We start from the raw sequence: 24976 nt of genomic DNA, 5'->3' as shown, positions 1-24976 counted from the left end.
CCGCACCTGCCGACTCGTCGCCAGCGAGCGCGCCCACCGATCTTTCCCACGAAGCGAAAGGCGCAGGTGACGAACGCGACGGGGGATATTGCAGGCTGTGTTTGCGACGACACTCATCGCCGTGACGATGCAACCACCACAGAACCCGGGGCCGCCGTACCCGCCGTCGTTCGGCCAGACGCCCCGACCGAACTGGTTCCGCCGGGCCACTCCCGCCAGCAGGGTCGCCGTGATCCTCGGCTCGGTGACGCTGTCGCTCCTGCTGCTCTGCTGCGCCGGCACCGCAATCGTCGGCGCGTTCACCGGCGAACCGGAATCGACAAAGACCGGCACCGCCGCCGAGCAGCCGCAGCAGCCGATCCTGGCCGCACCCGGCGAGCCGGCTCAGGAGGAGTCGCCGATCGACGCGCCGCCCTCCACCGTGCCCTCGTCCGCGCCTTTGTCGGTCGCACCCAGCCCGGCGGCCGCGCCGGTGGTCCAGGTGACGACAGTGACGGAGCAGGCCACCATCCGGTACGGCCAGCGGACCGTCAAGGACTCGTCACTGGCCGAGGGCAAGCGGGTCGTCCGGACCAAGGGCGTGAACGGCGCCCGGACCCTGACCTACGAGGTGACCACCACCGACGGTGTGCGGACGGCCAAGAAGCTGGTCACATCCGCGGTGACGAAGCAGCCGGTCACCCAGGTCGTGGCCGTCGGCACCAAGAAGCCGCAGTCGTCGAAGTGCGACCCGAACTACAGCGGCTGCGTCCCGATCGCCAGCGACGTCGACTGCGCGGGTGGCAGTGGCAACGGCCCCGCCTACGTCAGCGGGCCGATCAGGGTGATCGGCAACGACATCTACGACCTGGACCGAGACGGCGACGGCATAGCCTGCGACTAACCCCCTACGCTCCCACCCCGCTCCCACCCCCTCCCGCCCCGCTCCCACCCCCTCCCACCCCCGCGATCTTGCACTTTCTGTGCTCACTTTTCGTCTCTTAACGGGCATATCGGCAACAGAAAGTGCAAGATCGCGGGGGTGGGGATGCCGGGTGGGATTTCGGGGTGGCGGCGCTAGCACGGGACGGGGTGGGGTTGGGGTTTTCCACAGGGGGGACGGTTTTCCACAGGTAGTCATTGCGGGGCGTCGCTGGGGTTCTGGATTGGTCAGCCTGCCGTCATGGCTATTCACTTGTGGCGTACTGACGTGCTGATGCGGGAGCTCACCGTTGGACGGATCCGTACCCGGCTCGACCGTGCGGAATTGCAGCGTGTGCGCAGAGGGGTCTACGCCGACCAGCCCTGCAGCGATGATGACGAACTGTGTGCCCTGATGCTCCGGCTACCCGATGGAGCGATGTTGGCGAGGCAGAGCGCCGCTCGCCGACACGGCTTCGGGATACTGCGCGACGATCTGATCCACATCCAGCTGCCCGCCGAGGTGCCGAAGCCGCGTCTGCCCGGGGTGGTCATCCACCGGACGGTTCTACCCGCTCGGCCCGTCCTCGTCGGAGGTCTGCCCTGCGTACCGGCGGCTCGCTGTGCGGTCGACCTGGCTCGCGCCGTTCGGCGGCTCGACGCGCTCCCGGTGCTCGACGCCGCGCTCCGATCGGGCTTGGTCACCCAGGACGACCTGCTGGCCGAGGTTGCGGCACACAACGCGTTGCGTGGTGTCCGTCAGGCTCGGCAACTCATACCGCTGGCGGACCGTAGGGCAGAGTGCCGACAGGAAAGCCAGTTGCGCCTGATCCTGATCGACGGAGGGCTGCCCCCGCCGGAGCCACAACTATGGGTGGCCGACCGCCATGGCATCCCTCTGTACCGGCTCGACCTGGGCTACCGCGAACGGCGAATCGGCATCGAGTACGACGGACGGTCGCACCTGGACCGTGACCGGCTCAGGCACGACCGGGAACGGGTCAACTGGCTGGACGCGGAGGGATGGCGAATGCGCTATTTCACCGACCGTGACCTCTATCGCCGCCCCCAACACATCAAAGCCAACATCCGAGCCGCCCTCTCCTGACCCCATACCCCCTCCACCTCCGTCGATCTTGCACTTTCTGTCCCGACAGATAACGCCTTAGGGACATTCGGGCAACACAAAGTGCAAGATCGGCGGGGCGGGGCGGGGCGGGGCGGGGTGGGGTGGGGCGGGGCGGGGCTGAGGGCTCGTGACGTAGCTCACTTCTGCACGTCAACTGCCGGGGCCTTCGGGGACGGACTACCCAGATGACGTGACACGGGCACGAAGCCGACCGGGACTGGCTTGCGGTGGTTTGCCCGCTGGACACCCGCGTGGAGGATGGCTGCGACGGGTGCTTACAGAACCCTTAACCCGGGCCTGCGACGGTATGCGGGCAAGCCGAACTGGGGGAGCGGAAAAACGTGCGGGTGCTGGTGGCGGACGACGAGCGGTTGTTGGCGGACACGGTGGCCGAAGGGCTGCGCCGCCTCTCGATGGCCGTCGACGTCTGCTACGACGGTGACGGTGCGCTGGAACGGGTCGGGGTGAACCGGTACGACGTCGCGGTGTTGGACCGGGACATGCCCGGGCACACCGGCGACGAGGTGTGCCGCAGCATCGCCGACTCACAGGTCGGCACCCGGGTGCTGCTGCTCACCGCGGCGGCCGGCATCCGGGACCGGGTCGAGGGCCTCGGCCTCGGCGCGGACGACTACCTGACCAAGCCGTTCGCCTTCGCCGAGCTGGTGGCCCGAGTGCAGGCCCTCGGGCGACGGTCCACGCCGGCGCTGCCACCGGTGCTCGCCCAGGACGGCCTGGCCCTGGACGTGGGCCGGCACCTGGCCACCCGGGACGGCCGCCCCCTCGCGTTGAGCCCCAAGGAGTTCGCGGTGCTGCACGTGCTGCTGCGCGCGGACGGCCAGGTGGTCAGCGCCGAGGAGTTGCTGGAGCAGGCCTGGGACGAGTTCGCCGACCCGTTCACCAACGCCGTACGGGTCACGGTGATGACCCTGCGCAAGAAGCTCGGCGATCCCGCCATCATCCACACCGTTCCGAAGGCCGGCTACCGCATCGGCGGCACGGCGTGAGCTGGACGCCTCGACGTCGGGTGCTGCTGGTGGGGCTGCTGGCGCTGCTGGCCGGCCCGATACTGCCGGCGATGGGCAAGTGGCTGTCGGGGATGACCTGGACCTGGGGGCAGCAGTTCTGTGACGTGCCCATGCCCGGGTTGTCGACGGTGTGCCGCACCATACGGCCGGGGGCGTTCATGCTGCCCCTGGTGGCCGTCCTGCTCGTGACAGTGGCCGTCCTGGTGGGGCTCTGGTTCGCCGCGGTGTGGTGCCTGCGCCCGGTCGCTGACCTGGCCGGGCCGATCGGGCACCTCGGCCCGCAGAACCTCGGTCACCGGATCCGGCCCCGAGGCAGCGACGAGTTGGCCCGGCTGTCCCGGGCGATCGACGAGATGATGGAACGCGTCTCCGCCGGGTACGAGGGGCAGCGGCGGTTCGCCGCGAACGCCTCGCACGAGCTGCGTACGCCCCTCGCCGTGCAGCGGACGCTCATCGAGGTCGGCATGGCCAGGGCGCTCACCGGCGAGCAGTTGGAGCTGCTGACCAGTCAGCTGCTGGAGACCAACGAGCGCAACGAGCGACTGATCGAGGGCCTGCTCGCGCTCAGCGAGAGCGACCAGGGCCTCCGTTCGCGGATACCGCAGCGGTTGGACGCGATCGTCGAGGCGGTGCTGGCCGGTTACCTGGACCGGGCCCGGGAGGCCGGGGTCACAGTGGAGACCCATCTCGAACCCCGGGTCGTCGTCGGCGAGCGGGTGTTGCTGGAACGCCTGGTCACCAACCTGGTGGAGAACGGGATCAAGTACAACCGGCCGGGGGGCTCACTGACCGTCGTGGTGAGCGGCGTGCCCGCGCTGTCAGTTGTCAACACCGGCCAGCCCGTGCCGGCCGAGGCGGTGGCCGGTCTGTTCGAGCCGTTCCGCCGACTCGCCCGGGACCGGACCTCGCAGGGCGGCGGGGCCGGCCTGGGCCTTGCCATCGCCCGCTCGATCACCCAGGCCCACGACGGCATTATCGCGGCCCGGCCCGCCGAGTACGGCGGCCTGCGGGTCGACGTCCAGCTACCCGCCTTGAACTGACACTTCCACCCACCTGCACCGGGGTCCACGTACCGCTGGACCCCGCCTGTGGTGTGCCCGAAAAGGAGACACGATGACACGCACCGTTGGCCAGGTCCGGGCCGATGTCGAGGAGGCCAGCCGTTGGCTTGCCGGCCGCGTGGTCCGTACCCCGGTGCTGCGTTCCCCGGTGATCGACGAGCTTGCCGGGGCGCGGGTCCTGCTCAAGGCGGAGAACCTCCAGCACGGCGGCTCGTACAAGATGCGGGGCGCGCTGCGCGCGGTCGGCCGCCTCGCGGTGGCCGGCCACACCGGGGTGATCGCGCAGAGCACCGGCAACCACGCGGTGGCGGTGGCGTTGGCGGCCCGGCAGCACGGGCTCGCGGCGACAGTGGTGCTGCCTGTCGACGCGGCCTCGACGAAGGTCGACCGGGCGCGCGCGGCGGGAGCGCGGGTGGTCTTCGCCGGCACCGGCGTCGAGGAGCGGGTGGCGGTGGCCAACGGGCTCAGCGACGAGAGCGGTCACCCCGTCGTCGACGCGTACGACCATCCGGACGTGATCGCCGGGCAGGGCACCGCGAGCCTGGAGCTGATCGAGGACGCCGAGCGCGCGGGGACGCCGTTGGACGTGCTGGTCGTACCGGTGGGTGGTGGTGGCGGGGTGGCCGGCGCGTGCCTGGCCGCCGCCGGCTCGGGCATCGAGGTGTACGGCGTGGAGCCGGTGGGCTGCGACTCGCTCGCCCGCAGCCTGGCGGCAGGTGTACGCGTGCCGGTCGCGCCGGCGCCCACCATCGCGGACGGGCTGCGGCCTTCCTGCGTGGGGGAGCTGCCGTTCGCCATCGTGCGGGACACGCTGCGGGGGGTCGTCCGGGTCGACGACGACGAGATCGCCGCGGCGTTCCGGTTGATCCTGACGGAGCTCAAGGTGCTCGCCGAGCCGTCCGGGGCGGCGGGCCTGGCCGGCGCCTTCCGGCTTCCGCCGGACCGGGACCGGCAGCGGACGGTCGGCGTGGTGCTGACCGGCGGGAACGTGGAGGAGGCGCTGGTGGCCCGGTTGATGGCTTCGCGATCCGCCGACCTGGCTGAGGAAGGGGCGGCGGCGTGAGCGCGCCAGTTCGGATCGGAATCCTGTTCGGTGGACCGTCGGCGGAGCACGAGGTCTCCTGTGCCTCCGCGCTCGGGGTGGCCCGGGCGCTCGCCGGTGGCGGCTACCGCACTGTCGCCATCGGCGTCACCCGCAGCGGCGGGTTCCGGCTGATGCCCGACGCGCTGCTGGCCGAGTTGCGCGACCGGCCGGCCGGCGAGCGGGCCATCGACGACCGGTTGGTGGTGACCGGGCCGGCCGTCGAGTTGCGGGCCGGTCCGCGTCCGGGTGTCGTGCAGGTGTCCGCCGGCAACGCCCCCGGCGCGGTGCACGCCGAACTGGACGTGATCTTCCCGGTGCTGCACGGCCCGTACGGCGAGGACGGTGTGGTGCAGGGGCTGCTGGAGTCACTGAACGTGCCGTACGTCGGGTGCGGCATCCTCGCCTCGGCGGTCGGCATGAACAAGGTGGCGATGAAGCGGGCGCTGCGCGCCGAAGGCATACCCGTCACCCCGTACGTGTCGTTCGACGCGCACACCTACCGGGAGGTCGACGACCCGGAGAAGTTGGTGACCGGGCTGAGCCGGCCACTCTTCGTCAAGCCGGCCAGCATGGGTTCGTCGATCGGCATCTCCCGCGTCGGCGAGGGTGACGACCTGGCCGCCGCCGTGGAGGAGGCGCTTCGCCACGACCAACTCGTCATGGTCGAGCAGGGGGTCGCCGGCCGGGAGCTGGAGTGCGCGGTGCTCGGTGGCTGGCGTCCCGAGGCGTCGGCGGTGGGCGAGGTGCAGGTCAGCGGCGGCTGGTTCGACTACCAGCAGAAGTACTTCGGCGACGCCGACCCGATGATCGTCCCCGCCGTGCTGCCGGACGAGGTGACAGCGCGGGTCCGCGAGCTGTCGCTGCGTGCGTTCGCCGCGATCGGCGGTTGGGGTCTCGCCCGGGTCGACTTCTTCTACGACGCCGGTGAGCTCTACGTCAACGAGCTGAACACGATGCCCGGCTTCACCGCGCACTCGATGTACCCGAAGGTGTGGGCCGCCGTCGGCGTCAGTTACCGGGAGGTGGTGGACCGACTCGTCGAGTTGGCCCGGCTCCGGCACGCGGAACGGTCCGCGAGCACGGCGGGGAGCATTCGATGATCCTGCTCTCCGACCCCCGGGTGGCGGCGGTGCCCAGCGCCGACGACGGCGAGGAGTTCCTGGACCTGCGTGAACTGCCGGAGTTGCGGCTCGACGGCCGGGCGGCCGACCCGGCCGGGGCGTACGCCCGGTTGCGCGCCGGTGTCGTGGACCGCCTGCTGGCCGCGCAGCGTGCCCTGCCCGGTGGGCTGCGGCTGCTGGTGGTCGAGGGTTACCGGCCGTACCAGGCGCAACTGGCCATCTTCACCGGCTACCGCGACGAGCTGCGCCGACGGCACCCAGACTGGTCGCCGCAGCGGCTGCACCGGGAGACCACGAAGTTCGTCTCACCGGTCGAGGTGGCCCCGCACAGCACGGGCGGCGCTGTGGACCTGACGCTCTGCACCGACGACGGTGTGGAGCTGGACCTGGGCACTGCCATCGACGCCACCCCGGAGGACAGCGCCGACGCCTGCTTCACCGACGCGCCGGCGATCGGCGGCGCCGCCCGTCGACACCGGCAGATCATGGTGGACGCCCTCGGCGGGGCGGGGATGGTCAACTACCCGACCGAGTGGTGGCACTGGTCGTATGGCGACCGTTACTGGGCGCTGATCACCGGGGCCCCGCGCACCCGGTACGGGCCGGTGGACCTGGCCGTCGCACGATCGATACCCGTGCCGGCTGAACGGTAGGACGCTCCGGTCCGTACCGGTGAGTGAAGGACACCACCGAGGACGGGAGTGACGGCGATGAGGGTGCAGCGCAGGCACGTGCTGGCAGCGAGCGTGGCGGTGCTCGCCGCGGTGGGCGTGTCGGTGGGGACCAGCTTCGGGTTCGCCGACACGGCCCCGGCACGGTCGTCGGTCTGCTCCGGCTCGGTCACCTTCTCCGCCGAGGGCGGGGCGCCGGCGGCGACCAGCGACCGGTTCCCGGTGGGTACCCGGCTGCGGGTGACCAACCTGGACAACAACCGGGCGGCCACTGTGACGGTGACGGGCCCGTCGGGCAGTTGTGTGCTGCTCAACGCGGCGGCCATGGAGCTCGTCCGCGAGCCGGGGAAGAACGTGATCCGCCGCAATGTGGTGGAACGCGTCGACGGCGCGGCCCCGCCCGCCGGCGCTCCGGCTCCCGGCACCGTCCGCCCCGGCGCCGCGTCTCCCGGCGCGCCCGGCCCGGCGCCCCGGTCGGCGTGCTCCGGGGCGATCACCTTCTTCGAGGAGGCGGCCGGACCGGCGGCGACCAGTGGGCAGTTCCCGGTGGGCACCCGGCTGCGGGTGACCAACCTGGACAACAACAAGGCGACCACTGTGACGGTGACCGGCCCGTCGGGGAGCTGCGTTCTGCTCAACTCCGCCGCCATGGAGCAGATCCGCGAGCCGGGCAAGAACCTGGTGCGTCGCAACACTGTCGAGGTGCTCCGCTGACCTCGGCGGAGGGGCCCGTGCACCGGGCCCCTCCGCCGCTCAGCCTGCTCCGCCGCTCACCCAAAGGCGGCGTCGAGGAGGTCGGCACCGCGACCGAGGTGCCCGTCGGAGATCACCAGCGGGGGCAGGAAGCGCAGCACGTTGCCGTACGTGCCGCAGGTCAGCGTGAGCAGGCCGGCGGCGTGACAGGCCGCCGAGATCGCCGCCGTGGCGACCGGGTCGGGGGTGAGGGTGCCCGGCAGCACCAGCTCCACGGCGAGCATCGCGCCCCGGCCGCGTACCTCGGCGACCCGGGGATCCCGCTCGGCGATGGCCCGTAGCCGGGGTTCCAGCACCGACTCGATCCGTCGGGCAGCGCCGGCCAGGTCCAGCTCGTGCATGGTCTCGATGGTGGCCAGCGCGGCGGCGCAGGCGATCGGGTTGCCGCCGTACGTGCCGCCGAGCCCACCGACGTGCACCGCGTCCATCAGCTCGGCCCGACCGGTCACCGCCGCCAGCGGCAGGCCACCGGCGATGCCCTTGGCGAGTGTCACCAGGTCGGGTTCGACGCCCTCGTGCTGACAGGCGAACCAGTCACCGGTACGGCAGAAACCGGTCTGGATCTCGTCGGCGACGAAGACCACCCCGGCCGCCGTCGCCCAGGCCCGCAGCGCGGGCAGGAAACCCGGCGCGGGTACGACGAAGCCGCCCTCGCCCTGGATCGGCTCGATGAGCAGCGCGGCGACGTTCTCGGCGCCGACCTGCTTCTCGATCATCTCGATCGACCGAGCCGCCGCCTCCGCGCCGGAGAGCCCGCCATCGCGCAGCGGGTACGACATCGGCACCCGGTAGATCTCCCCGGCGAACGGCCCGAACCGGTGCTTGTACGGCATGTTCTTCGCGGTCAACGCCATGGTCAGGTTGGTCCGGCCGTGGTACGCGTGGTCGAACACCACGACCGCCGGCCGCCCGGTGGCGTGCCGGGCGACCTTGACGGCGTTCTCCACCGCCTCCGCGCCGGAGTTGAACAACGCCGAGCGTTTCGCGTACCCGCCGGGCGTCACCGCGTTGAGCTGCTCGCACACCGCCACGTACGACTCGTACGGCGCGACCATGAAGCAGGTGTGGGTGAACCGCTCCACCTGCGCCCGGACCGCCTCGACAACCCTCGGAGCGGAGTTGCCCACGCTGGTCACGGCGATGCCGGCGGCGAAGTCGATCCACTCCCGGCCGTCCACGTCGGTGATCGTCCCGCCGGACGCCCGGTCCACGTAGGACGGGATCACACTGCCGACCCCCCGGGCCACGGCATCGCCACGCCGCTTGTGCAGCTCCTCGCTCGACGGCACGGCTCAGCTCCCCAGGTTGTGCATGACGTGCTTGATCCGGGTGTAGTCCTCCAGGCTGTAGACCGAGAGGTCCTTGCCGTGCCCGGAGTGCTTGAAGCCACCGTGCGGCATCTCGGAGACGAACGGGATGTGCGTGTTGACCCAGACGCAGCCGAAGTCCAGTCGACGGGTCATCCGCATGGCCCGGCCGTGGTCCCGCGTCCAGACCGACGCGGACAGGCCGTAGTCGACGCCGTTGGCCCAGTGCACCGCCTCGTCCTCGTCGGAGAAGCGCTGCACGGTGATGACCGGCCCGAACACCTCGTCCTGGATGATCTCGTCGGCCTGACGCAGCCCGGAGACCACTGTCGGCGCGTAGAAGTAGCCGCGTTCGCCGTGGCGGGACCCGCCGGTCTGGATCGCCGCGTGGTCCGGGAGGCGGTCCACGAAACCGCTGACCCGGGTGAGCTGGTTGGCGTTGTTCAGGGGACCGTAGAGCACGTCGGCGTCGTCCGGGGCGCCGGTCTTCGTGTTGCGGGCCTGCTCGGCGAGCGCCGCCACGAAGTCGTCGTGGACGCCGGGGCCGGCCAGCACCCGGGTGGCCGCGGTGCAGTCCTGCCCGGCGTTGAAGTAGCCGCCCAGCGCGATGGCCTCGGCGGCCGCCGCCACGTCCGCGTCGTCGAAGATCACCACCGGGGCCTTGCCGCCCAACTCCAGGTGGGTGCGCTTCAGGTCCGGGGCCGCCGCAGCGGCTACCTCCATGCCCGCGCGGGTCGAGCCGGTGATCGACACCAGCTGCGGGGTCGGGTGCGACACGAGGGTACGACCGGTGTCCCGGTCGCCGCAGACCACGTTGAACACCCCCGGTGGGAAGAACTCGGCGGCGATCTCGGCGAGCAGCAGCGTCGACACCGGTGTGGTGTCCGACGGCTTGAGCACCACGGTGTTGCCGGCGGCGAGCGCGGGCGCGATCTTCCAGACCGCCATCATCAGCGGGTAGTTCCAGGGGGTGACCTGCGCGCAGACGCCGATCGGCTCACGCCGCACGTAGGAGGTGTGCCCGGCCAGGTACTCCCCGGCGGACCGCCCCTCCAACATTCGGGCGGCGCCGGCGAAGAACCGGAACTGGTCCACCGCCGGGGGAAGCTCCTCCTCGGCGGTGAGCTGGCGGGGCTTACCGGTGTTGCGGACCTCGGCGTCGACCAGCTCGGCGGCGCGCGCCTCCACGGCGTCGGCGAGCTTGAGCAGCGCGCGCTGCCGCTCGGCCGGGGTGACCTCCCGCCAGCTCTCGAACGCGGTGGCGGCGGCGCTCATCGCCGCGTCCACGTCGGCGGCGCCGGAGACCGGGGCCTGGGCGAACACCTCACCCGTGCAGGGGTCGACCAGGTCGGCGTAGCCGCCATCGGACGGGTCGACGTAGGAGCCGTTGACGAAGTTGCGCAGCTGCTGCTGGTCACTCATGAGGGATCACTCCGAGGGGGCCGGGGGCGCGGTTCTGCGGCGGTTATCGCAATCTCTCTGCCATCTTCGCTACTGAATTCGCGGCAGACAAGGGTTATCGCGACTGTTTCCGTCGGCTGGTCGCTCGGCTACTCTGCTCGGCGTGGAGCCCGCAGCCTTCTTCGTCGCCTCCCGCCCCGCCACCGGCGAGGGTGAGTTGACAGTCCACCACCCGTACGACGGCCGCCCGGTGGGGCGTACGACAGTCGCCACGCCCGACCAGGTCGATGCCGCCGTCGCCGCGGCGGCCGGGGTGGCCGCGCAGGCCGCGGCCCTGCCCGCGCACGCCCGCGCGGCGGCCCTCGACCACGTGTCCCGGCGGATCGCCGAGCGCGCGGGCGAGATCGCCGCCCTGATCACCGCGGAGAACGGCAAGCCGCTCAAGTGGGCCCGCGCCGAGGTCGGGCGTGCGGTGTCGACCTTCCGCTGGGCCGCCGAGGAGGCCCGCCGCTTCTCCGGCGAGTTGCAACGACTCGACACCGACCCGGCCGCCGGCGGGCGGATCGCCCTGGTCCGCAGGGTGCCGCGCGGGCCGGTGCTGGGCATCACGCCGTTCAACTTCCCGCTCAACCTCGTCGCCCACAAGGTGGCGCCGGCCATCGCCGTCGGCGCGCCGATCATCGTCAAGCCCGCGCCCGCGACGCCCCTGACCGCGCTGCTGCTCGGCGAGTTGCTGGCCGAGACCGACCTCCCGGCCGGGATGTTCTCGGTGCTGCCGCTGCCCAACGACCGCGCCGCCGAACTGGTCACCGACCCCCGGCTACCTGTGGTGTCGTTCACCGGCTCCGGGCCGGTCGGCGCGGCCATCCGCCGCGCCGCGCCGGGAAAGCACGTGACGCTGGAGTTGGGCGGCAACGCCGCCGCGGTGCTCTGTGCGGACTGGACCGCCGACGAGGACCTGGACTTCGCCGCGCAGCGCATGGCGACGTTCGCCAACTACCAGGCCGGCCAGTCGTGCATCGCCGTCCAGCGGGTGTACGTGCACCACGCCCTGCACGCCGACTTCCTGCCCCGGCTGGTGGCGGCGGTGCGAGGGCTGCGGACCGGAGACCCCGCGTCCGAGCTGACCGACGTCGGGCCGATGGTGTCCGAGGGCGCGGCCCGCCGGGTCGAGACGTGGGTGGCCGAGGCCGTCGCCGCCGGCGGCACCGTCGAGGTGGGCGGCCTCCGCGACGGCGCGACCTACCCCCCGACCGTGCTCACCGGCGTGCCGGCGAACGCCAAGGTCGTGGCCGAGGAGGTGTTCGGGCCGGTGCTGGTGGTCACCCCGGTTGCCGACGACCAGGCCGCGTTCACGGCGGTCAACGACTCGGCGTACGGCTTGCAGGCCGGCGTCTTCACGCGACGCCTGGACGTGGCCTTCGCCGCCGCCCGCGCTCTGGAGGTGGGCGGGGTGATCATCGGTGACGTGCCGTCGTACCGTGCCGACCAGATGCCCTACGGCGGCGTGAAGGGCAGCGGCGTCGGCCGGGAAGGGCTGCGCAGCGCAATGGACGACTACACCGAGCCCCGGGTCATGGTGCTGACCGGCCTCGCACTCTAGGCCGGCAACACCGGCGGGCTAGTCGCCCTGCCAGGTGCCGTCGTCGCGGACCCGGGCGGGGGCGCGGCCGAGCAGCAGGGTGGTCAGCGCGGCGTCGACGGTGTCGCCGAGGAACCACTCGCCGGCCTGGTCGAGCGCGAAGACCCGGCCGCGCTCGTCCACCGCCAGGATGCTGTCCTGCTGCTCGGTGCCGATCGGAAAGAGGCGTACGCCGAGCACCGCGCCGAAGTCCGCGAGGGTGTCGGCGGTGTGCGCGATGGTGTGCGGGCGGATGTCGAAACGGGAGATCCACACCTGCTCGCCCCTGCCGCGCCGCGCACCGACCAGGCTGGGGAACGCGGTGAGCGCCTCCACGGCGGCGGGAAAGACCTCGTGCCGATGGTTGCGCCCCGGCACCGCCGTGACGTCCCGTACGGCGGCGGCGGCCATGATCTGATCCCCGATGTGTGGCCGCCAACCGGCCGCGACCAGCGCGTTCGCGACCTCCGGCGGGAACCGCCCAGGATCGGGGTCGGGTGCCTCCGGCGCGTTCCAGGTTTCGGTGTAGGCGCGAGCCGACTCCGGTAGGACGTTCGCCCGTACCAGGAAGGAGATGCACGAGTCGCAGGGCCGTTCGGCGGGCCCACCAGCGGGATCGCCCGGCTCACGGACCCGGAAGATCTCGAAGCGGGCGCCCTCCAGCAGCGCCGCCGCCTCGGCCCGCCCCATCGGCGCGATGCCCTCGGCGGCGCGGCGGTGGTCGTACTCGTGCAGGACGTCGGAGACCACGATCAGCTCGGCGTGCGCCTCCGCGCCACGAACCAACTCACCGGGGGGCAACTGGTCGAGATAGTCGCGGACCAGCGGGTGATGGTTGAGTGGCACGTCGGCCTTCGTGCCCTGGGCCGTCCAGATCCGTCCGTCGATGGTCAGGTGCGCGGCGGTGTTCGGGGTGGCACCCCGGTGGATTTCCCGGAGCAGCAGGCTCGACGGGTCGAGAGTGCGGGGAGCCGTCGGCCCGACGGGCTGGCTACGCCGGTACAGCTCCGCCACCACGGTGCTCGGCACCCGGGGCCAGGTGGTGACAGTGCCGGTCTGCTTGTCGATGACTGTCGTCGGCAGGTCACCCGGCACCGTGCGCACCTCGGTGGGCACGACGGACGTGATGACCCACCCCAGGTCGAACTCGTCGACCATCGCGGTGCACTCGTGGCCGAGACGCTGCGAGTCACGGCGGGCCCAGGTGGCCGCGAGCTGCTCGGCCTGTTGACGGTCGATCACGCATTGAAACTACCGGACTACACGGATCGATGGCGGCCGGTATTGTTTCGCTCTACCGACGGTGACGGGAGGGCGGCGATGGACGAGCAGGCGGACCGGGGCGTCAATCGCGAGCTACGGGCCCGATTCGACGACGTCTATGGGCAGTACCAGCAGCTCAGATCCGGTTTGGACACGCTCCAGACGCGACTCGCCGCGCTGCGGGTGACCCGCCGATCGGCCGACGGGCAGGTGACGGCGACAGTGGGCGCGCAGGGCCAGTTGATCGAGGTCGAGCTGACGCCGGCCATCTACCGGGACCGCGACGCTGACGGGCTCGGCCGAAAGGTCACCGAAACGATCCGGGCCGCCGCGACCGCCGCCGCCGACGTCACCCGCGACCTCGTCGCCGAGAGCATGCCGGCCGGCTCCGGTGCGACGGACTTCCTCAAGACCGGCGACTACGCCACTTTGCTCGGTCGGGCCGACGCCGTACTCGGCAACAATGAGGCGAAGCCATGACCGACGGGCAGCTCTGGCTTGATCCGTCCCGGGCCCGCCGGGGTGGCGCCGACCTGGCGCTCGCCGGCGAGGCGGTGACGGCCCGTCGTGCGGCGGAGGGGGGCGCGATCGAGGCCACCAGCGGTGCCCGACCCTGGGGTCGCGACGACATCGGCGCCGCCTTCGAGCGCAACTACCGCGGGTTCGAGCAGACAGTGCTGCGGGCCTGGGCCGGCGTCGGGCACCGGCTCACCGAGCTGGGCAGCGACGTGGTCGAGGCGGTCGACGCGAGCGTGCAGACCGACGGGGCCAACGCCGCCCGGGTCGGTCGGGCCGCCGACCGGCGCTGACGGCCGACGATCCCGATGAGCGTGCTGCCGAGCCCCATCCCGCACCCCCTGGACTACGCGCCGTGGGACGTGCCCGGCTGGATCTACGAGGCCCTCGACTGGGTGGTCGGTGTGCAATGGCCGGAGGGCAACGAGCGGGCCGTCTGGGACGTCGCCGACCAGTGGTACGCGGTCGCCTCCGTGCTCGCCGGGCCGCACGCCGACGCCGCCGCGGCCGCCGTCGAGGTGCACAACGGGTACGGCGGCGTCGGGGCCGTCGACGCGGCGTTCGAGGCGGCCTGGCGGGGGATCGCCGAGGGCGCCGACGCCCCGCTGCCCGTGCTGCTCGCGGTCACGGCCGACCTGGGCCGACTGGTCGAGGAATGCGGTTGCGACATCGAGGGCGCCAAGCTCGAAGTCTGGATCGAGCTGGGCATCCTGGTCATCGAGCTGCTCACAGTGGCGGTGGCGGCGGTGTTGACCGCCGGTGCGGCAACCCCGGCCGCCGGTGCGGCGATCACCGCGACGCGACTGCTGGTCCAACAGATCTTCAAGCGGCTGATGGGCCAACTGGCCAGCAAGTCCCTCAAGCACGGGCTCAAGGAGGCCGGCGAGCGGGCCGCCAAGGAGGTCGCCCGAGGTGGCGCACGCGGGCTCGCCAAGCGGGCCGCCCGTGGAGGGCTGGAGGAGGCCGCCGAGGAGGCCGGGGTCACCCTGGCCACCCAGGCGTACCAGAACTCCACCGGGCGGGCACACGGCCTGGACGTGACCGATCTCGGCGCCTCGGCGGTTGGCGGGCTGGCCGGCGGGGCGGTGGCGCCGCTGGCCGGCCTGGGCCGGCACGCGACCGGGCGAGCGGCGAAAGTCGGGGAGCACCTGGGGCGGGAGATGACCGGCGAGGTGCTCGCCGACAGCGCGGCGAGCCTGGCCACCGGTCAGGGCCTGACCTCGATGGAGGACGCGGCGCGCGCCGCCGCGTCCGGCGCCACCGGTTCGGCGACCGGGCAGACCGACCACGCGCTACGCGCCCGGCTCGACGCGCAGGCCAACGCCCTCGCCGGAGCATCGTTCACGGGCCCCTCCCTCCCGACTGTGCTGCCTGTCGCAGGGGATGTGGCCTCTGCGGCATCGGTGGCCTCGGCCTCGGCCGCGGTGGAGGCTCCTTCTGCGGGGGCTGCCGGTGGTGTGGCTTCGGCTGGTCTGGTGACGACTGCGAGCATTCCGGCGCAGGCGACGGAGGGTGTTGCTACCACGCCGCCGAACCAGTTGGCTGCGACGACATCACCGGTTGTCGACCAGTCCCGGGGAGCAGGGCTGGCGTCCCCGGTCGCGCCCGACGCGCACACGTCGTCACCGATGCCGGTCGCTGCGGTGTCCGACGTGGACGTGGTGGACCGTTCGGTAGGCGCCCCCGAGGCGGGTGGGTCGTTCGGCGACAGAGCGGCCGTCCCGCACCCGGTCACGGCCGACCCCGTGCTCTCCGCGGTGACCACCAACCAGGCCACGTCGGCGGTGGGCGCCGGTCCGGTCGCGTCGGAGTGGGGTGCCGATCCGGTCGCGTCGGCATCGGCTGCCGATCCGGCCACCTCGGCGGTGGCTGATCCGAGTCGGTCTGCGGTGGGTGCTGATCCGAGGCTTTCGTCGGCGTCCGCGCCCGTTGTCGGTCCCCTCGAGACGAGCAGCGGGCCGGCCGCCACCGGTGTGCCTCCAACCCACCCCGGCAGCTCGCCGCATTCCACCACCGCCGGACCGACCGCCTGGTCTCCGGCGACCGGCCCCTCCGCACCGACGATCACCCCCGGCCCGGCGGCACCGGTCACCTTTGGCGTCCCGACCACCACCAACGGGCCGCTGCCGGTCGCCTCCACCCCACCGGCGGTGGGTCGGTTCGCCGTGCCGTCGCGTGTCCCGACCCGGGAGACGCCCGCATCCGTGCGAGCGCCCGACCATCCGGCCCGGGGAAGGGCGTCGGTCCCCGTCGACGTCGCCGCGTTCGGTGCCCCGTCGGTGCGTGAGCCCGAGACCAACGACGCGTACGCGGCGCAGTGGGCCGCAGCGGCGGAAGCCGCGGAGCGGCGGCGCTACCAGGACCACTACGAGTCGCTGCGGATCGGGTTCGAAAACAACCGCCGGCAGGCCGAAGCCGCCCGACTGCGCACCCGTGCCGTGGAGCACGATCGCCGAGCCGTCGAGTACGCCACCTACGCCCGACAACTGCACCAGGCCGGCAACCGGCAGTGGGCCGACGGCTGGCAGCGCGCCGCGAACGAGGAAGCTCGCGCGTACTCCGAATGGCGTGACCTGGCAGACGCGGTGCTGGCCGGCACCACGGCCCCGCCGGTAGTGGACATCAGCGCCACCTTCGAGCACGCCAACCGCGACGTGGGCGCCCTCGCGCTCGGCGCTGTGGAGACTGCCGGCCCGTCCATGCTCAGCGGCGACGACGATCCGCCGCCGATCGACGACTCCCGGCCGTACGGGCAGCCCGGAGGACTCCGGCCACCGCTCGCCCTGCACCAGGTCGACGTCGAACGGCAGATGCCCCGCGGCCCGGACGGCACCGTCACCCGCACCGCCGACCCCCGACACGGCGGCTGGTTCCGGCTGCTCAACGACGGCGGTCCCGCGGCCGACGCCACCCGGGGCATCAACTGCCTGGACTGCACACTGTCGCTGTTCGAGACGTGGGTGCACGGGCGACCCCGCGTGTCGGCGCCACGAACCTTCGACGGCTACCTAGACGGTGACATCCGGCGCCCCATCCGTGGCGAGGCAGGCGGCCCCGGTCGGGTGGAGGACGTGACCGGCGGGCGCTTCCAGAAACTCCTCGCCCCGGCGTCCGGTCAACACACGGACGCTGCGCAGGCGCGGCAGGCCGCCGACCGGGGCTACCGCAACCTGCACGACCAACTGCTGCTGGGCGGCCACGGCAGCTACTCGTTCCTGGTCACCGAGTGGGCGCACGGCGGTTCGCACGCCTGGGTGGCGCTCAACCAGAACGGCACTGTGCTCTACGTGGACCCGCAGAACGGCGTGGTCCGGGACCGGCCGCTCTACCCCGACGTGGTCGGCATCGACGCGCTGGTGCTGAGCGGAGACGGCCGACCGATGCCGCTCGGCGGACTGCCCCGGGGCCGGTTCAGCGAACGTCCCGACCTGCCGGACCACCCGCCGACGCACGACGACGGCGGCCACGGCGACCCGTACGTCAACCGGATGTACCTGCTCCTCGATGGCCCGGGCTCGGCCCCGTGGTCGCCCGACGCCAACGCTCCAGCGAGCACCGATCTCGACCAGCCCACACCGGGTGGCGGTCCTGTCCGCGCCGTTCTGCCTGCAAACAGCATGGACGCCGTCTTCGCGGCGGGAGTGACTCCGGTCGAGTTCGCGACGACGGTCGACCCGCCCACCCTTCGTCGGCTGGTGCCGGACCTCGACGAAGCGTCGGCACGGGATCTCGTGCGACTGTTCGCCGACGACCGGGTCCGGGACATGCTCGACAGCGCCCGGCGAGAGCCGCCCCCGCACGAGCCGGACCTGGCCGAGCGGCTGGTGCGGCAGTTGGTGCAGCATCCGGCCCTGGCGCGGATGATCCAGTCCACGCCTGAACTCGCGAAGTCGCTGACGGCCCGCCCGCTTACCTTGCTTCACCTGGCCACCCATCAACAGGCCATCGACGTCCTCGCCGAGGTGCTGGACGACGTCGCCCAGCAGGAGGCGACGCGACAGGATTCGGACCGCCGGCAGGTGCCCGAACCAGAGCCGACACCCCTCACCGGCGAGCAGTTGACGATCAGCGCAGGTATTCAGGTGCGCCGAGGGCCGGTGGCGCAGGCAGGGTTCGACGAGGCTCGACGCGACGACGCTGGCTACCGGAAGCGCTACCTCGACGGTCTCTACTCGGCGGCGATAGAGGCGCAGGCCGATCTGAATCAGCTGGCAGTGTCCCTAGCCCATGTCGGTGACCTCCGCGTCGGTGAGCCCGGCTGGCGTCCTCAGCCCAAGGATCGTCGTCGAGCTGAGGACAAGGTGGCCAAACACCAGGGCGACGCGTCCAAGCTGCTCGACCTGGCCGCCGCGAAGGTCGAGTTCCGCAACCTCGATGACCTCTACGCCGCCCTTGAGCGGATACGCGACCACCCCGGGGTCGTGATCGTGAGTTGCCAGGACCGGTTCGTGTCTCCCGAGGACAGCGGTTACCGCGACGTTCAACTCGTACTGCGGACCCGGAACGGGCACCTTGCGGAGTTTCGCCTGCACCTGGCCGCGCTCGACGAAATCGCGGTCTGGGAACATGCGCTGTATGAGGTCCGCCGCGATGTGGACGCTTTGGCCCGGATCGAGGGGCGAACCTTGACGAGGCGCGAGGGAGCGATCGCAGACGGGATCCTTCGTCGCGAACAACAGCTGTTTTGGCAGGCGCTGCAGTCGACTTACGAGGGGAACGCTTGATGGCCCAAATGCCAGGTCTGGTGCTCCCGTCCTACTACCTGTACTACCAATCGCCGGTGAAAATTGTGGAAACGCCCGACGGCGGCGCCAGGGTTTGGCGTGTTGCGATCGACACCGGTGCGTGGCAGGAGAAGAACGACCTGTTTAGCGAGATCGTCTTTGACATCGGGGGCGATGTATTCCGGCGTACCGCAGAGGACTTCGTGCAGGAGGTGGAGGCGTTTCGGGCTCACTATCTCAAGGGTGAAGGGCCGATCTTCGCGCTCTACGAGACGGTGCGTTCGATCGAGCTTCTGGCGGACGCCGAAGCGCGTCACGAGACGCCGAAGGAGCAGGCGCTCATTCGCGGGATCCGGCAGCGGACGTTTCTCATGTTCGAGGAGCAGCTTCGTGCGGCCGGTGATCCTGGCGCGGACCCCGACATAGCGAGAGCGAAGTAGGCATGCGTCGCGGATGGACAGGCGGAGGGGTTGGTAGATGACGACCGAAGGGTTGGACGCTCGGCTGGTACGGGCGCAGGTGCGGTACGAGCAGGCGGTCTTCGGTGGCGACGCGAAGTCGTTGGACGAGGCCGAGCGGGATCTCACCGCGTTGGACGCTGATGTGGCGTTGGCTCGGGGGCGGCTCCTGCACGCCCGTTTCCTGGACACCGGGTTGGAGGACGCCGAGGAGCTTCCGCTGTTCGAGCGGGCGGCCGGGCTGTACCAGGAATTGGGCGACGCCCGTGGTGAGGGCGAGTCGCTTTTCTGGGTGGGCACTGTCCATCAGGTGATTCGGCAGGACCAGGCCGCCGCCGATCCGGCCTTCGCCAGGGCCCGCGAGTTGGCCACCGCCGCGGGGGATGAGCTGACGCTGTCGTACGTGTTGCGGCACCTCTGTTTCGGTGAGCAGGCCGCCGGCCGTGTCGACGGGGCGCGGGAGCTGCTGACCGAGTCGACTCGGTTACGCCGGAAGTTGTCCTTCACCGCCGGTGTCGCGGCGAATCTGATCGGTCTGGCGGATCTGGCCGCGAGCGATGGTGATCGGGATGCTGCGCGTGAGTTGCTCGACGAGGCGGCGGGGCTGGCGGCCGACAGCGGCGCGCACGGGGTTGGTCGGTGGGTCGAGGAGGCCCGCGAGGAGTTGGGGCTGGCCTGAGCGTGGAAGCGATCGGTGGGGGGCGGAGCCCTGGCGGGGCCGAATAAGATCGACGCATGGCGAGATCCGGTACGCAGAGCGTCAGATCCACCGTCTGGGCCTGGCCGGTCGGCATCCTGATCGGTCTGGCGATCGGCATTCCCGTGTTCGGTGCGAAGGGTGGCGTCGCCTTCGGTGTCGCCCTCGGCATTGCCTTCGCGCTCGGCCTGGGTGCGATCAGGGGCCGGGCCGACGGTGACCCCGCTCCGGGTGGCCCGGACGGTAGGGCCGCCGGGGATGGCGCCGACGCCTCGGGCCGAGGGTGATCGACTCCGGTTCCTTGAAGTCGGGGCATCCGGGGCCGTGGGACAGCCCGACTTCCGTGAAGCCGAGTGGATCATGGCGCGCGCCCGGCGCGCCCGGCGCGCCGGGCCCGCCGGACGCGCCGGCCACGGGGACGACCGGGCCGGGCAGTGTTGCCGAGGCGGTGGCCGTACAGGAGGAGTTGCGGCCGCTGGTGGACCTGGTCGGGCCGGGGCCGAGCGCGCCCGCGACGGTGGCCGGCCTGGACGTCGCGTACGCCGAGGGTGGTGACCTGCTGGCGGCGGCCGTGACGGTCCTGGACGCCCGGACCCTGGCGGTGGTGGATTCCGCTGTCGCTGTGGGGCGACCCGCGTTCGACTATGTGCCGGGGTTGTTCGCCTTCCGTGAGTTGCCCGCGTTGCTCGCTGCGCTCGACCGGCTGACCACCGTTCCGGACCTGCTGGTCTGTGACGGGCACGGGCTGGCCCATCCGCGTCGGTTCGGGCTGGCGTGTCATGTGGGGGTGGTCACCGGGTTGCCCGCGATCGGGGTGGGGAAGACGCCGCTGGTCGGGGTGTGGGATCCGCCGGCCGCCGGGCGGGGTTGCTGGTCGTCGTTGCGCGACGGTGGTGAGGTCGTCGGTCGGGTGCTGCGGACCCGCGACGGGGTGAAGCCGGTCTTCGTCAGCGTCGGCCATCGGATGAGCCTGGAGAACGCGACGGCGCAGGTGCTCGCGTTGACTCCGCGCTACCGGCTGCCGGAGACCACCCGCACCGCCGACCGGCTGTGCCGCGACGCCCTCGCCGAGGCAGAGCGGGCCCGCTGATTGGCTGGTCAGTCCGGCTACCAGGAGGTCGACGGAAGGCGCCGTAAACCGTAACGCCGCACACATGCGGGGCGCTCTATGACCGGTGGGGTAGGTGGGCCGGTAGTAGCCTGACCCGCGGACCCCACCCGGGGAGAACGGCGAGGTAATCATGACAGTGCGTCGACGCGTGGCACGGCTCGCGGCGGTCTGCGGTCTTGCGGGCGGCCTGGTGATGCTCGGTGCGTCACCGGCGCTGGCCGATCAGGACTCGGTCCGGGTGGGCGCGGCCAGCAGCTTCGCCGCCGGTGGTTCCGCGCAGGGGGTGAACGTCGCGGTGCGCAAGCGCACCGACGGGTGCGTCCTGCTGCGTACCGCGTTGGGCTTCAGCCTGGTGGGTCTTCAGCCGAACCAGGTGGCGGTCGAGGTCAACGCGGGCGGGCGCTGGTTCCCGGTGGCCGTCAGCGGCGGCGCCGGCACCGTGTCGACCGCGCAGACGTCACCGTTGAAGCCGACGCTGTGCAAGGGCAAGGGCATCACGGTGCGCTACCGGGTGGCGTTCGCGGCGGGTTCGCCGGGCGGCCGTCTCGTGGTCACGGGCGCGGGCATCAGCGCCGCCGGCCAGACGCTGGGTCACGCCACCGACGCGGCGCGGCTGACCGGAGGGCGGGTCACTCCGTCGCCGACCCCGTCGCGGTCGAAGACGCCGTCGCCTACTCCGACCCCGACCGAGGTCGCGACGGTCGACGAGGCGGTGAACCCGGCGGCGCAGGGCGGCGTCTCCGCGGCGCCGAACACCACGGCGACCGCCGCCGAGTCGTCCGGAGGAGGTTCACCGGTGATGTACTTCGGCATTGTGCTGGTGGCGGTCGGACTGCTGCTCATCGTGCTGCTGTTCCGTCGCTCGCGGCAGGACCGGAAGCCGTCCGACGACGTGCCCGGCACCCCGCCGGGCAACCCCGGCGGCACCACCTACCGCGCCGGGGGTGGGTCGCCGTCCGCGCCCGGTCGCCCCGGTCAGGTGTACGGCCAGCAGCCGCCGGCCGCTTGGGGTGGTGCGGTGCCGTCACCGCGTCCCGCCACCGGCGGGGTTTACGGTGCCCGGCCGGACACCCCCGCCCCGGAGGCCACCCAGCCGATGCCGGGTCGGCCCGACGGTCGCCCGAAGCCCGGTGACCCGCCCACCGACGGTGACGGCCACACCGTGTTCATTCCCCGCCTCCCCGGCTGAGCGGAGTACGGCCTGGCCCTCCGTTAGGCTCAGGATCGGTGTCTAACCTGCGGCCAAGGAGTGGAACACGTGTCTGATCTGTCCCAGATCGTGAAGGCGTACGACGTCCGCGGGACGGTGCCGGACCAGTGGGACGAACGGGCCGCCGAGGCACTGGGCGCCGCCTTCACCCAACTGCTCAACTCCACCGACGAGCCGGGTGACGCCGTCGTCGTCGGGTACGACATGCGGGCCACCTCGCCCGGTTTGGCCGCCGCGTTCGCCGCCGGCGTACGCGCCGAGGGCCGCTCGGTGATCGAGATCGGCCTCGCCTCCACCGACCTGCTCTACTACGCGTCCGGTTCGCTCGACCTGCCCGGCGCGATGTTCACCGCCAGCCACAACCCCGCGCAGTACAACGGCATCAAGATGTGCCGCTCCGGTGCGCGCCCGATCGGCCAGGAGAGCGGCCTGGCCGAGATCCGGGAGCGGGCCCAGGCCCTCCTGGACTCGGGCGACGCTCGTCCCGCCGGTGCGCCCACCCGGCCCGCCGAGCGGCGCGACCTGCTCCCCGACTACGCCGGCTACCTGCGCAAGCTGGTGGACCTCTCGGGCATCCGGCCGTTGAAGGTGGTCGTCGACGCCGGCAACGGCATGGGTGGCTTCACCGTTCCGACAGTGCTGGGCGACGCGGCCCTGTCGCCGCTGCCGCTGGAGATCGTGCCGCTCTACTTCGAGCTGGACGGCAGCTTCCCCAACCACGAGGCCAACCCACTCGACCCGGCGAACCTGGTCGACCTCCAGCGCGCGGTGGTCGAGCACGGGGCCGACATCGGGTTGGCCTTCGACGGTGACGCCGACCGGTGCTTCGTGGTGGACGAGCGCGGCGAGCCGGTCTCACCGTCGGCGATCACCGCCCTCGTGGCCGCCCGAGAGTTGGCCAAGCACCCGGGTTCCACGGTGATCCACGGCCTGATCACCTCCAGCGCCGTCGCGGAGATCATCCGGGAGCACGGTGGACAGCCGGTCGTGGCCCGGGTCGGGCACTCCTTCATCAAGGCGGAGATGGCCCGCACCAACGCCGTCTTCGGCGGCGAGCACTCCGCGCACTACTACTTCCGGGACTTCTGGTTCGCCGACACCGGGATGCTCGCGGCGATGCACACGTTGGCCGCGCTGGGCGAGCAGTCGCTGCCGCTGTCCGTGTTGGCCGGCGAGTACGAGCGCTACATCGCCTCCGGTGAGATCAACTCGACGGTGGTCGACCAGGCGGCGGCGGTGGCCGAGGTGCGCGCCGCGTACCCCGACGCGGTGGCCGACGAGATGGACGGGCTCACCCTGCGTTTCCCCGATGGCGCCTGGTTCAACCTGCGCGCCTCCAACACCGAGCCGCTGCTGCGACTCAACGTCGAGGCGCCCACCCGGGATCGGATGGTCTCGCTCCGGGACGACGTGCTCGACCGCGTTCGCCGATAAGATCGCCTGCGCCGGTCGGCACCGCCGTCGGTCAAGCCGTACACGTGGAAGGAGCCGCGCCATGGCCCTGGATCCGCAGTTGCTCGAGATCCTTGCCTGTCCGGACACGCACCACGCCCCGCTCACCTATGACGCCGAGGCGCAGACGTTGACCTGTACGGAGTGCGGCCGGATCTTCGAGGTCCGCGACGACGTGCCGGTGCTGCTGCTCGACGAGGCGCGCGGCGGCCCCGGGCAGTCCTCATGATCGACGGTACGGCCGGGGTCAGCGGACGCCGTGACGCCGACGAGGCCCTGCTCGACAACCCGCAGGCATTGGCCGAGGCCGACCCGGGCGGCATGCTCCGGCACACGGCGTCGGCCGGTGCGCAGGTTCGCGAGAGCGCCGCGCTGGCAGCCGAGGCGAACCTCGCGGTGCTCGCCGACGACGGGCGGCCCCGAGCCGTCGTGATCGCCGGCATCGGCACCGCCGGGCGTACCGGGGACGTGCTGGCCACTGTCGCCGGGCCACGCTGCCCGGTCCCGATCATCGGGCACCGTTCCGCCGGCGTACCCGGTTGGGTGGGCGCGGCCGACGTCGTCATCGCGGTGAGCGCGTCCGGACGTAGCCCGGAGGCGCTCGGCGCCGCCGAGGCGGCCCACCGCCGTGGTGCCCGACTCGTCGCCGTGGGTGCCCCGGACTCGCAGTTGCAGTCGATCGCCGAGCAGGCCCGGGCGCCGTTCATCCCGGTGCCCCGGCGTGCCCCGGCCCGGGCCAGCCTCTGGGCGCTCACAGTGCCGGTCCTGCTCGCCGCCCGTTCCCTGGGGCTCGTGAAGGTCAACGAGGCGGACCTGGCGGAGACCGCGGCCCGGCTCGACGCGGACGCCGACCGCTGCCGCTCCGCCGCCGAGTCCTTCGTCAACCCGGCGAAGTCACTGGCGCTGGGCCTGGCCGGCTCGATCCCCATCGTCTGGGGTTCGTCCCCGCTGGCCACGGTGGCGGCCCGCCGGTTCGGCGACACCCTGTCGGCAAACGCCCGCTACCCGGTGGTCACCGGGGCGCTGGGTGAGGCCGGGCGGGGTCGGGTCGGGCTGCTCGACGGCGTCTTCGGTGGCCTGGCCGAGGGGGAGCGGGACATCTTCGCCGACCCGGCCGAGGACGACGGCGAGGGCACCCGGCTGCGGCTGGTGCTGCTGCGCGACGGCGGGCTCAACGCCGAGGACGACACCGACGAGCCGCTCGCCGTCGAGGAGCGCCGTGCGGACGCGGTGCAGACCCTCGCGGAGCGCCGTGGCGTGCGATGCGACGTGGTGACCGCCGAGGGCGGCTCCGCCCTGGAGCGGCTGGCGTCGCTGATCGCCGTCCCGGATTTCGCCTCGATCTACCTTGCTCTGGCACACGGGCTGGACCCGATGGCCGTTCCGGCCATCACCGAGATGAAGGAGCTGTCGAACCAGTGAACGAACGTAGGGGGCGGCGCGTCATGCGCGGACCGGGCGGCTTCGTG

The 24976-nt window shown here is 72.0% G+C and carries 23 protein-coding genes; 20 read left to right on the top strand and 3 right to left on the bottom strand.

Annotation, left to right across the window (positions count from 1 at the left end):
* Positions 1-127 precede the first annotated feature (127 nt).
* From OG598_RS22070 to OG598_RS22035, 8 genes are all read left to right on the top strand, one after another.
* Positions 128-883, top strand: a complete 756-nt coding sequence (locus OG598_RS22070) for a G5 domain-containing protein (RefSeq protein ID WP_328655400.1) — start codon at positions 128-130, stop codon at positions 881-883.
* 279 nt (positions 884-1162) lie between these two features.
* Positions 1163-2008: a DUF559 domain-containing protein gene (locus tag OG598_RS22065; protein WP_328650886.1), complete on the top strand. Its 846-nt coding sequence runs from the start codon at positions 1163-1165 to the stop codon at positions 2006-2008.
* 362 nt (positions 2009-2370) lie between these two features.
* Positions 2371-3036 (top strand): response regulator transcription factor, encoded by a 666-nt coding sequence (locus OG598_RS22060; protein ID WP_091394074.1) that lies wholly within the window; start codon positions 2371-2373, stop codon positions 3034-3036.
* Positions 3033-4097: a sensor histidine kinase gene (locus OG598_RS22055; protein ID WP_328650885.1), complete on the top strand. Its 1065-nt coding sequence runs from the start codon at positions 3033-3035 to the stop codon at positions 4095-4097. The genes OG598_RS22060 and OG598_RS22055 overlap by 4 nt, the downstream gene beginning before the upstream one ends.
* 73 nt (positions 4098-4170) lie before the next feature.
* Complete coding sequence (locus OG598_RS22050) at positions 4171-5181, top strand: threonine ammonia-lyase (RefSeq protein ID WP_328650884.1); 1011 nt, start codon at positions 4171-4173, stop codon at positions 5179-5181.
* Entirely contained in the window at positions 5178-6302 is a 1125-nt protein-coding gene (locus OG598_RS22045) for a D-alanine--D-alanine ligase family protein (protein WP_328650883.1), read from the top strand. The genes OG598_RS22050 and OG598_RS22045 overlap by 4 nt, the downstream gene beginning before the upstream one ends.
* Positions 6299-6976: a M15 family metallopeptidase gene (locus OG598_RS22040; protein ID WP_328650882.1), complete on the top strand. Its 678-nt coding sequence runs from the start codon at positions 6299-6301 to the stop codon at positions 6974-6976. The genes OG598_RS22045 and OG598_RS22040 overlap by 4 nt, the downstream gene beginning before the upstream one ends.
* Before the next feature lie 57 nt (positions 6977-7033).
* A complete protein-coding gene (locus tag OG598_RS22035; RefSeq protein WP_328650881.1) occupies positions 7034-7708 on the top strand; it encodes a hypothetical protein in 675 nt (224 codons plus the stop codon).
* A 56-nt stretch (positions 7709-7764) separates the two neighbouring features.
* Here the strand turns inward: OG598_RS22035 and gabT are convergent, their stop codons facing one another.
* Complete coding sequence (gene gabT / locus OG598_RS22030; RefSeq protein WP_328650880.1) at positions 7765-9036, bottom strand: 4-aminobutyrate--2-oxoglutarate transaminase; 1272 nt, start codon at positions 9034-9036, stop codon at positions 7765-7767.
* A gap of 3 nt (positions 9037-9039) precedes the next feature.
* Positions 9040-10476, bottom strand: coding sequence for a gamma-aminobutyraldehyde dehydrogenase (locus OG598_RS22025; protein ID WP_328650879.1), 1437 nt, complete (start codon positions 10474-10476; stop codon positions 9040-9042).
* A gap of 142 nt (positions 10477-10618) precedes the next feature.
* Between OG598_RS22025 and OG598_RS22020 the strand changes: the two genes are divergently transcribed.
* Positions 10619-12058, top strand: coding sequence for an aldehyde dehydrogenase family protein (locus OG598_RS22020; protein ID WP_328650878.1), 1440 nt, complete (start codon positions 10619-10621; stop codon positions 12056-12058).
* A gap of 18 nt (positions 12059-12076) precedes the next feature.
* On the opposite strand, the gene OG598_RS22015 is transcribed toward OG598_RS22020, so the two are convergent.
* Complete coding sequence (locus OG598_RS22015; RefSeq protein WP_328650877.1) at positions 12077-13318, bottom strand: SUKH-3 domain-containing protein; 1242 nt, start codon at positions 13316-13318, stop codon at positions 12077-12079.
* A 78-nt stretch (positions 13319-13396) separates the two neighbouring features.
* Between OG598_RS22015 and OG598_RS22010 the strand changes: the two genes are divergently transcribed.
* From OG598_RS22010 to OG598_RS21960, 11 genes are all read left to right on the top strand, one after another.
* Positions 13397-13819 carry a YbaB/EbfC family nucleoid-associated protein gene (locus OG598_RS22010; RefSeq protein ID WP_328650876.1) on the top strand — a complete coding sequence of 141 codons (423 nt, stop codon included), beginning with the start codon at positions 13397-13399 and terminating at the stop codon, positions 13817-13819.
* On the top strand, positions 13816-14148 hold the full coding sequence (locus OG598_RS22005; RefSeq protein ID WP_328650875.1) for a hypothetical protein: 333 nt from the start codon (positions 13816-13818) through the stop codon (positions 14146-14148). The genes OG598_RS22010 and OG598_RS22005 overlap by 4 nt, the downstream gene beginning before the upstream one ends.
* A gap of 15 nt (positions 14149-14163) precedes the next feature.
* A complete protein-coding gene (locus tag OG598_RS22000; protein ID WP_328650874.1) occupies positions 14164-18579 on the top strand; it encodes a toxin glutamine deamidase domain-containing protein in 4416 nt (1471 codons plus the stop codon).
* Positions 18579-19019, top strand: a complete 441-nt coding sequence (locus tag OG598_RS21995; protein WP_328650873.1) for a hypothetical protein — start codon at positions 18579-18581, stop codon at positions 19017-19019. The genes OG598_RS22000 and OG598_RS21995 overlap by 1 nt, the downstream gene beginning before the upstream one ends.
* 37 nt (positions 19020-19056) lie before the next feature.
* Complete coding sequence (locus OG598_RS21990; RefSeq protein WP_328650872.1) at positions 19057-19716, top strand: tetratricopeptide repeat protein; 660 nt, start codon at positions 19057-19059, stop codon at positions 19714-19716.
* 56 nt (positions 19717-19772) lie between these two features.
* Positions 19773-20021: a hypothetical protein gene (locus tag OG598_RS21985; RefSeq protein ID WP_328650871.1), complete on the top strand. Its 249-nt coding sequence runs from the start codon at positions 19773-19775 to the stop codon at positions 20019-20021.
* A gap of 161 nt (positions 20022-20182) precedes the next feature.
* Entirely contained in the window at positions 20183-20824 is a 642-nt protein-coding gene (locus OG598_RS21980) for an endonuclease V (protein ID WP_328655399.1), read from the top strand.
* A 151-nt stretch (positions 20825-20975) separates the two neighbouring features.
* Positions 20976-22034 (top strand): hypothetical protein, encoded by a 1059-nt coding sequence (locus OG598_RS21975; protein WP_328650870.1) that lies wholly within the window; start codon positions 20976-20978, stop codon positions 22032-22034.
* Between the two features lie 69 nt (positions 22035-22103).
* On the top strand, positions 22104-23489 hold the full coding sequence (locus tag OG598_RS21970; RefSeq protein WP_266303618.1) for a phosphomannomutase/phosphoglucomutase: 1386 nt from the start codon (positions 22104-22106) through the stop codon (positions 23487-23489).
* 61 nt (positions 23490-23550) lie between these two features.
* A complete protein-coding gene (locus tag OG598_RS21965; RefSeq protein WP_091394023.1) occupies positions 23551-23736 on the top strand; it encodes a Trm112 family protein in 186 nt (61 codons plus the stop codon).
* A complete protein-coding gene (locus OG598_RS21960; protein WP_091394020.1) occupies positions 23733-24929 on the top strand; it encodes an SIS domain-containing protein in 1197 nt (398 codons plus the stop codon). Before OG598_RS21965 ends, OG598_RS21960 begins: the two co-directional genes overlap by 4 nt.
* Positions 24930-24976 lie beyond the last annotated feature (47 nt).

This window comes from Micromonospora sp. NBC_00330 (assembly GCF_036136635.1).
Lineage (GTDB): Bacteria > Actinomycetota > Actinomycetes > Mycobacteriales > Micromonosporaceae > Micromonospora > Micromonospora salmantinae.
This window is presented reverse-complemented; position numbering and strand designations above follow the sequence as displayed.

Bases quoted from the DNA above. Each gene is read 5' to 3' on its own strand.
- OG598_RS22070 (WP_328655400.1), top strand. From the start codon at position 128: ATGCAACCACCACAGAACCCGGGGCCGCCGTACCCGCCGTCGTTCGGC.
- OG598_RS22065 (WP_328650886.1), top strand. From the start codon at position 1,163: ATGGCTATTCACTTGTGGCGTACTGACGTGCTGATGCGGGAGCTCACC.
- OG598_RS22050 (WP_328650884.1), top strand. From the start codon at position 4,171: ATGACACGCACCGTTGGCCAGGTCCGGGCCGATGTCGAGGAGGCCAGC.
- OG598_RS22040 (WP_328650882.1), top strand. From the start codon at position 6,299: ATGATCCTGCTCTCCGACCCCCGGGTGGCGGCGGTGCCCAGCGCCGAC.
- OG598_RS22035 (WP_328650881.1), top strand. From the start codon at position 7,034: ATGAGGGTGCAGCGCAGGCACGTGCTGGCAGCGAGCGTGGCGGTGCTC.
- OG598_RS22025 (WP_328650879.1), bottom strand. From the start codon at position 10,476: ATGAGTGACCAGCAGCAGCTGCGCAACTTCGTCAACGGCTCCTACGTC.
- OG598_RS22010 (WP_328650876.1), top strand. From the start codon at position 13,397: ATGGACGAGCAGGCGGACCGGGGCGTCAATCGCGAGCTACGGGCCCGA.
- OG598_RS22005 (WP_328650875.1), top strand. From the start codon at position 13,816: ATGACCGACGGGCAGCTCTGGCTTGATCCGTCCCGGGCCCGCCGGGGT.
- OG598_RS22000 (WP_328650874.1), top strand. From the start codon at position 14,164: ATGAGCGTGCTGCCGAGCCCCATCCCGCACCCCCTGGACTACGCGCCG.
- OG598_RS21995 (WP_328650873.1), top strand. From the start codon at position 18,579: ATGGCCCAAATGCCAGGTCTGGTGCTCCCGTCCTACTACCTGTACTAC.
- OG598_RS21990 (WP_328650872.1), top strand. From the start codon at position 19,057: ATGACGACCGAAGGGTTGGACGCTCGGCTGGTACGGGCGCAGGTGCGG.
- OG598_RS21985 (WP_328650871.1), top strand. From the start codon at position 19,773: ATGGCGAGATCCGGTACGCAGAGCGTCAGATCCACCGTCTGGGCCTGG.
- OG598_RS21975 (WP_328650870.1), top strand. From the start codon at position 20,976: ATGACAGTGCGTCGACGCGTGGCACGGCTCGCGGCGGTCTGCGGTCTT.
- OG598_RS21965 (WP_091394023.1), top strand. From the start codon at position 23,551: ATGGCCCTGGATCCGCAGTTGCTCGAGATCCTTGCCTGTCCGGACACG.
- OG598_RS21960 (WP_091394020.1), top strand. From the start codon at position 23,733: ATGATCGACGGTACGGCCGGGGTCAGCGGACGCCGTGACGCCGACGAG.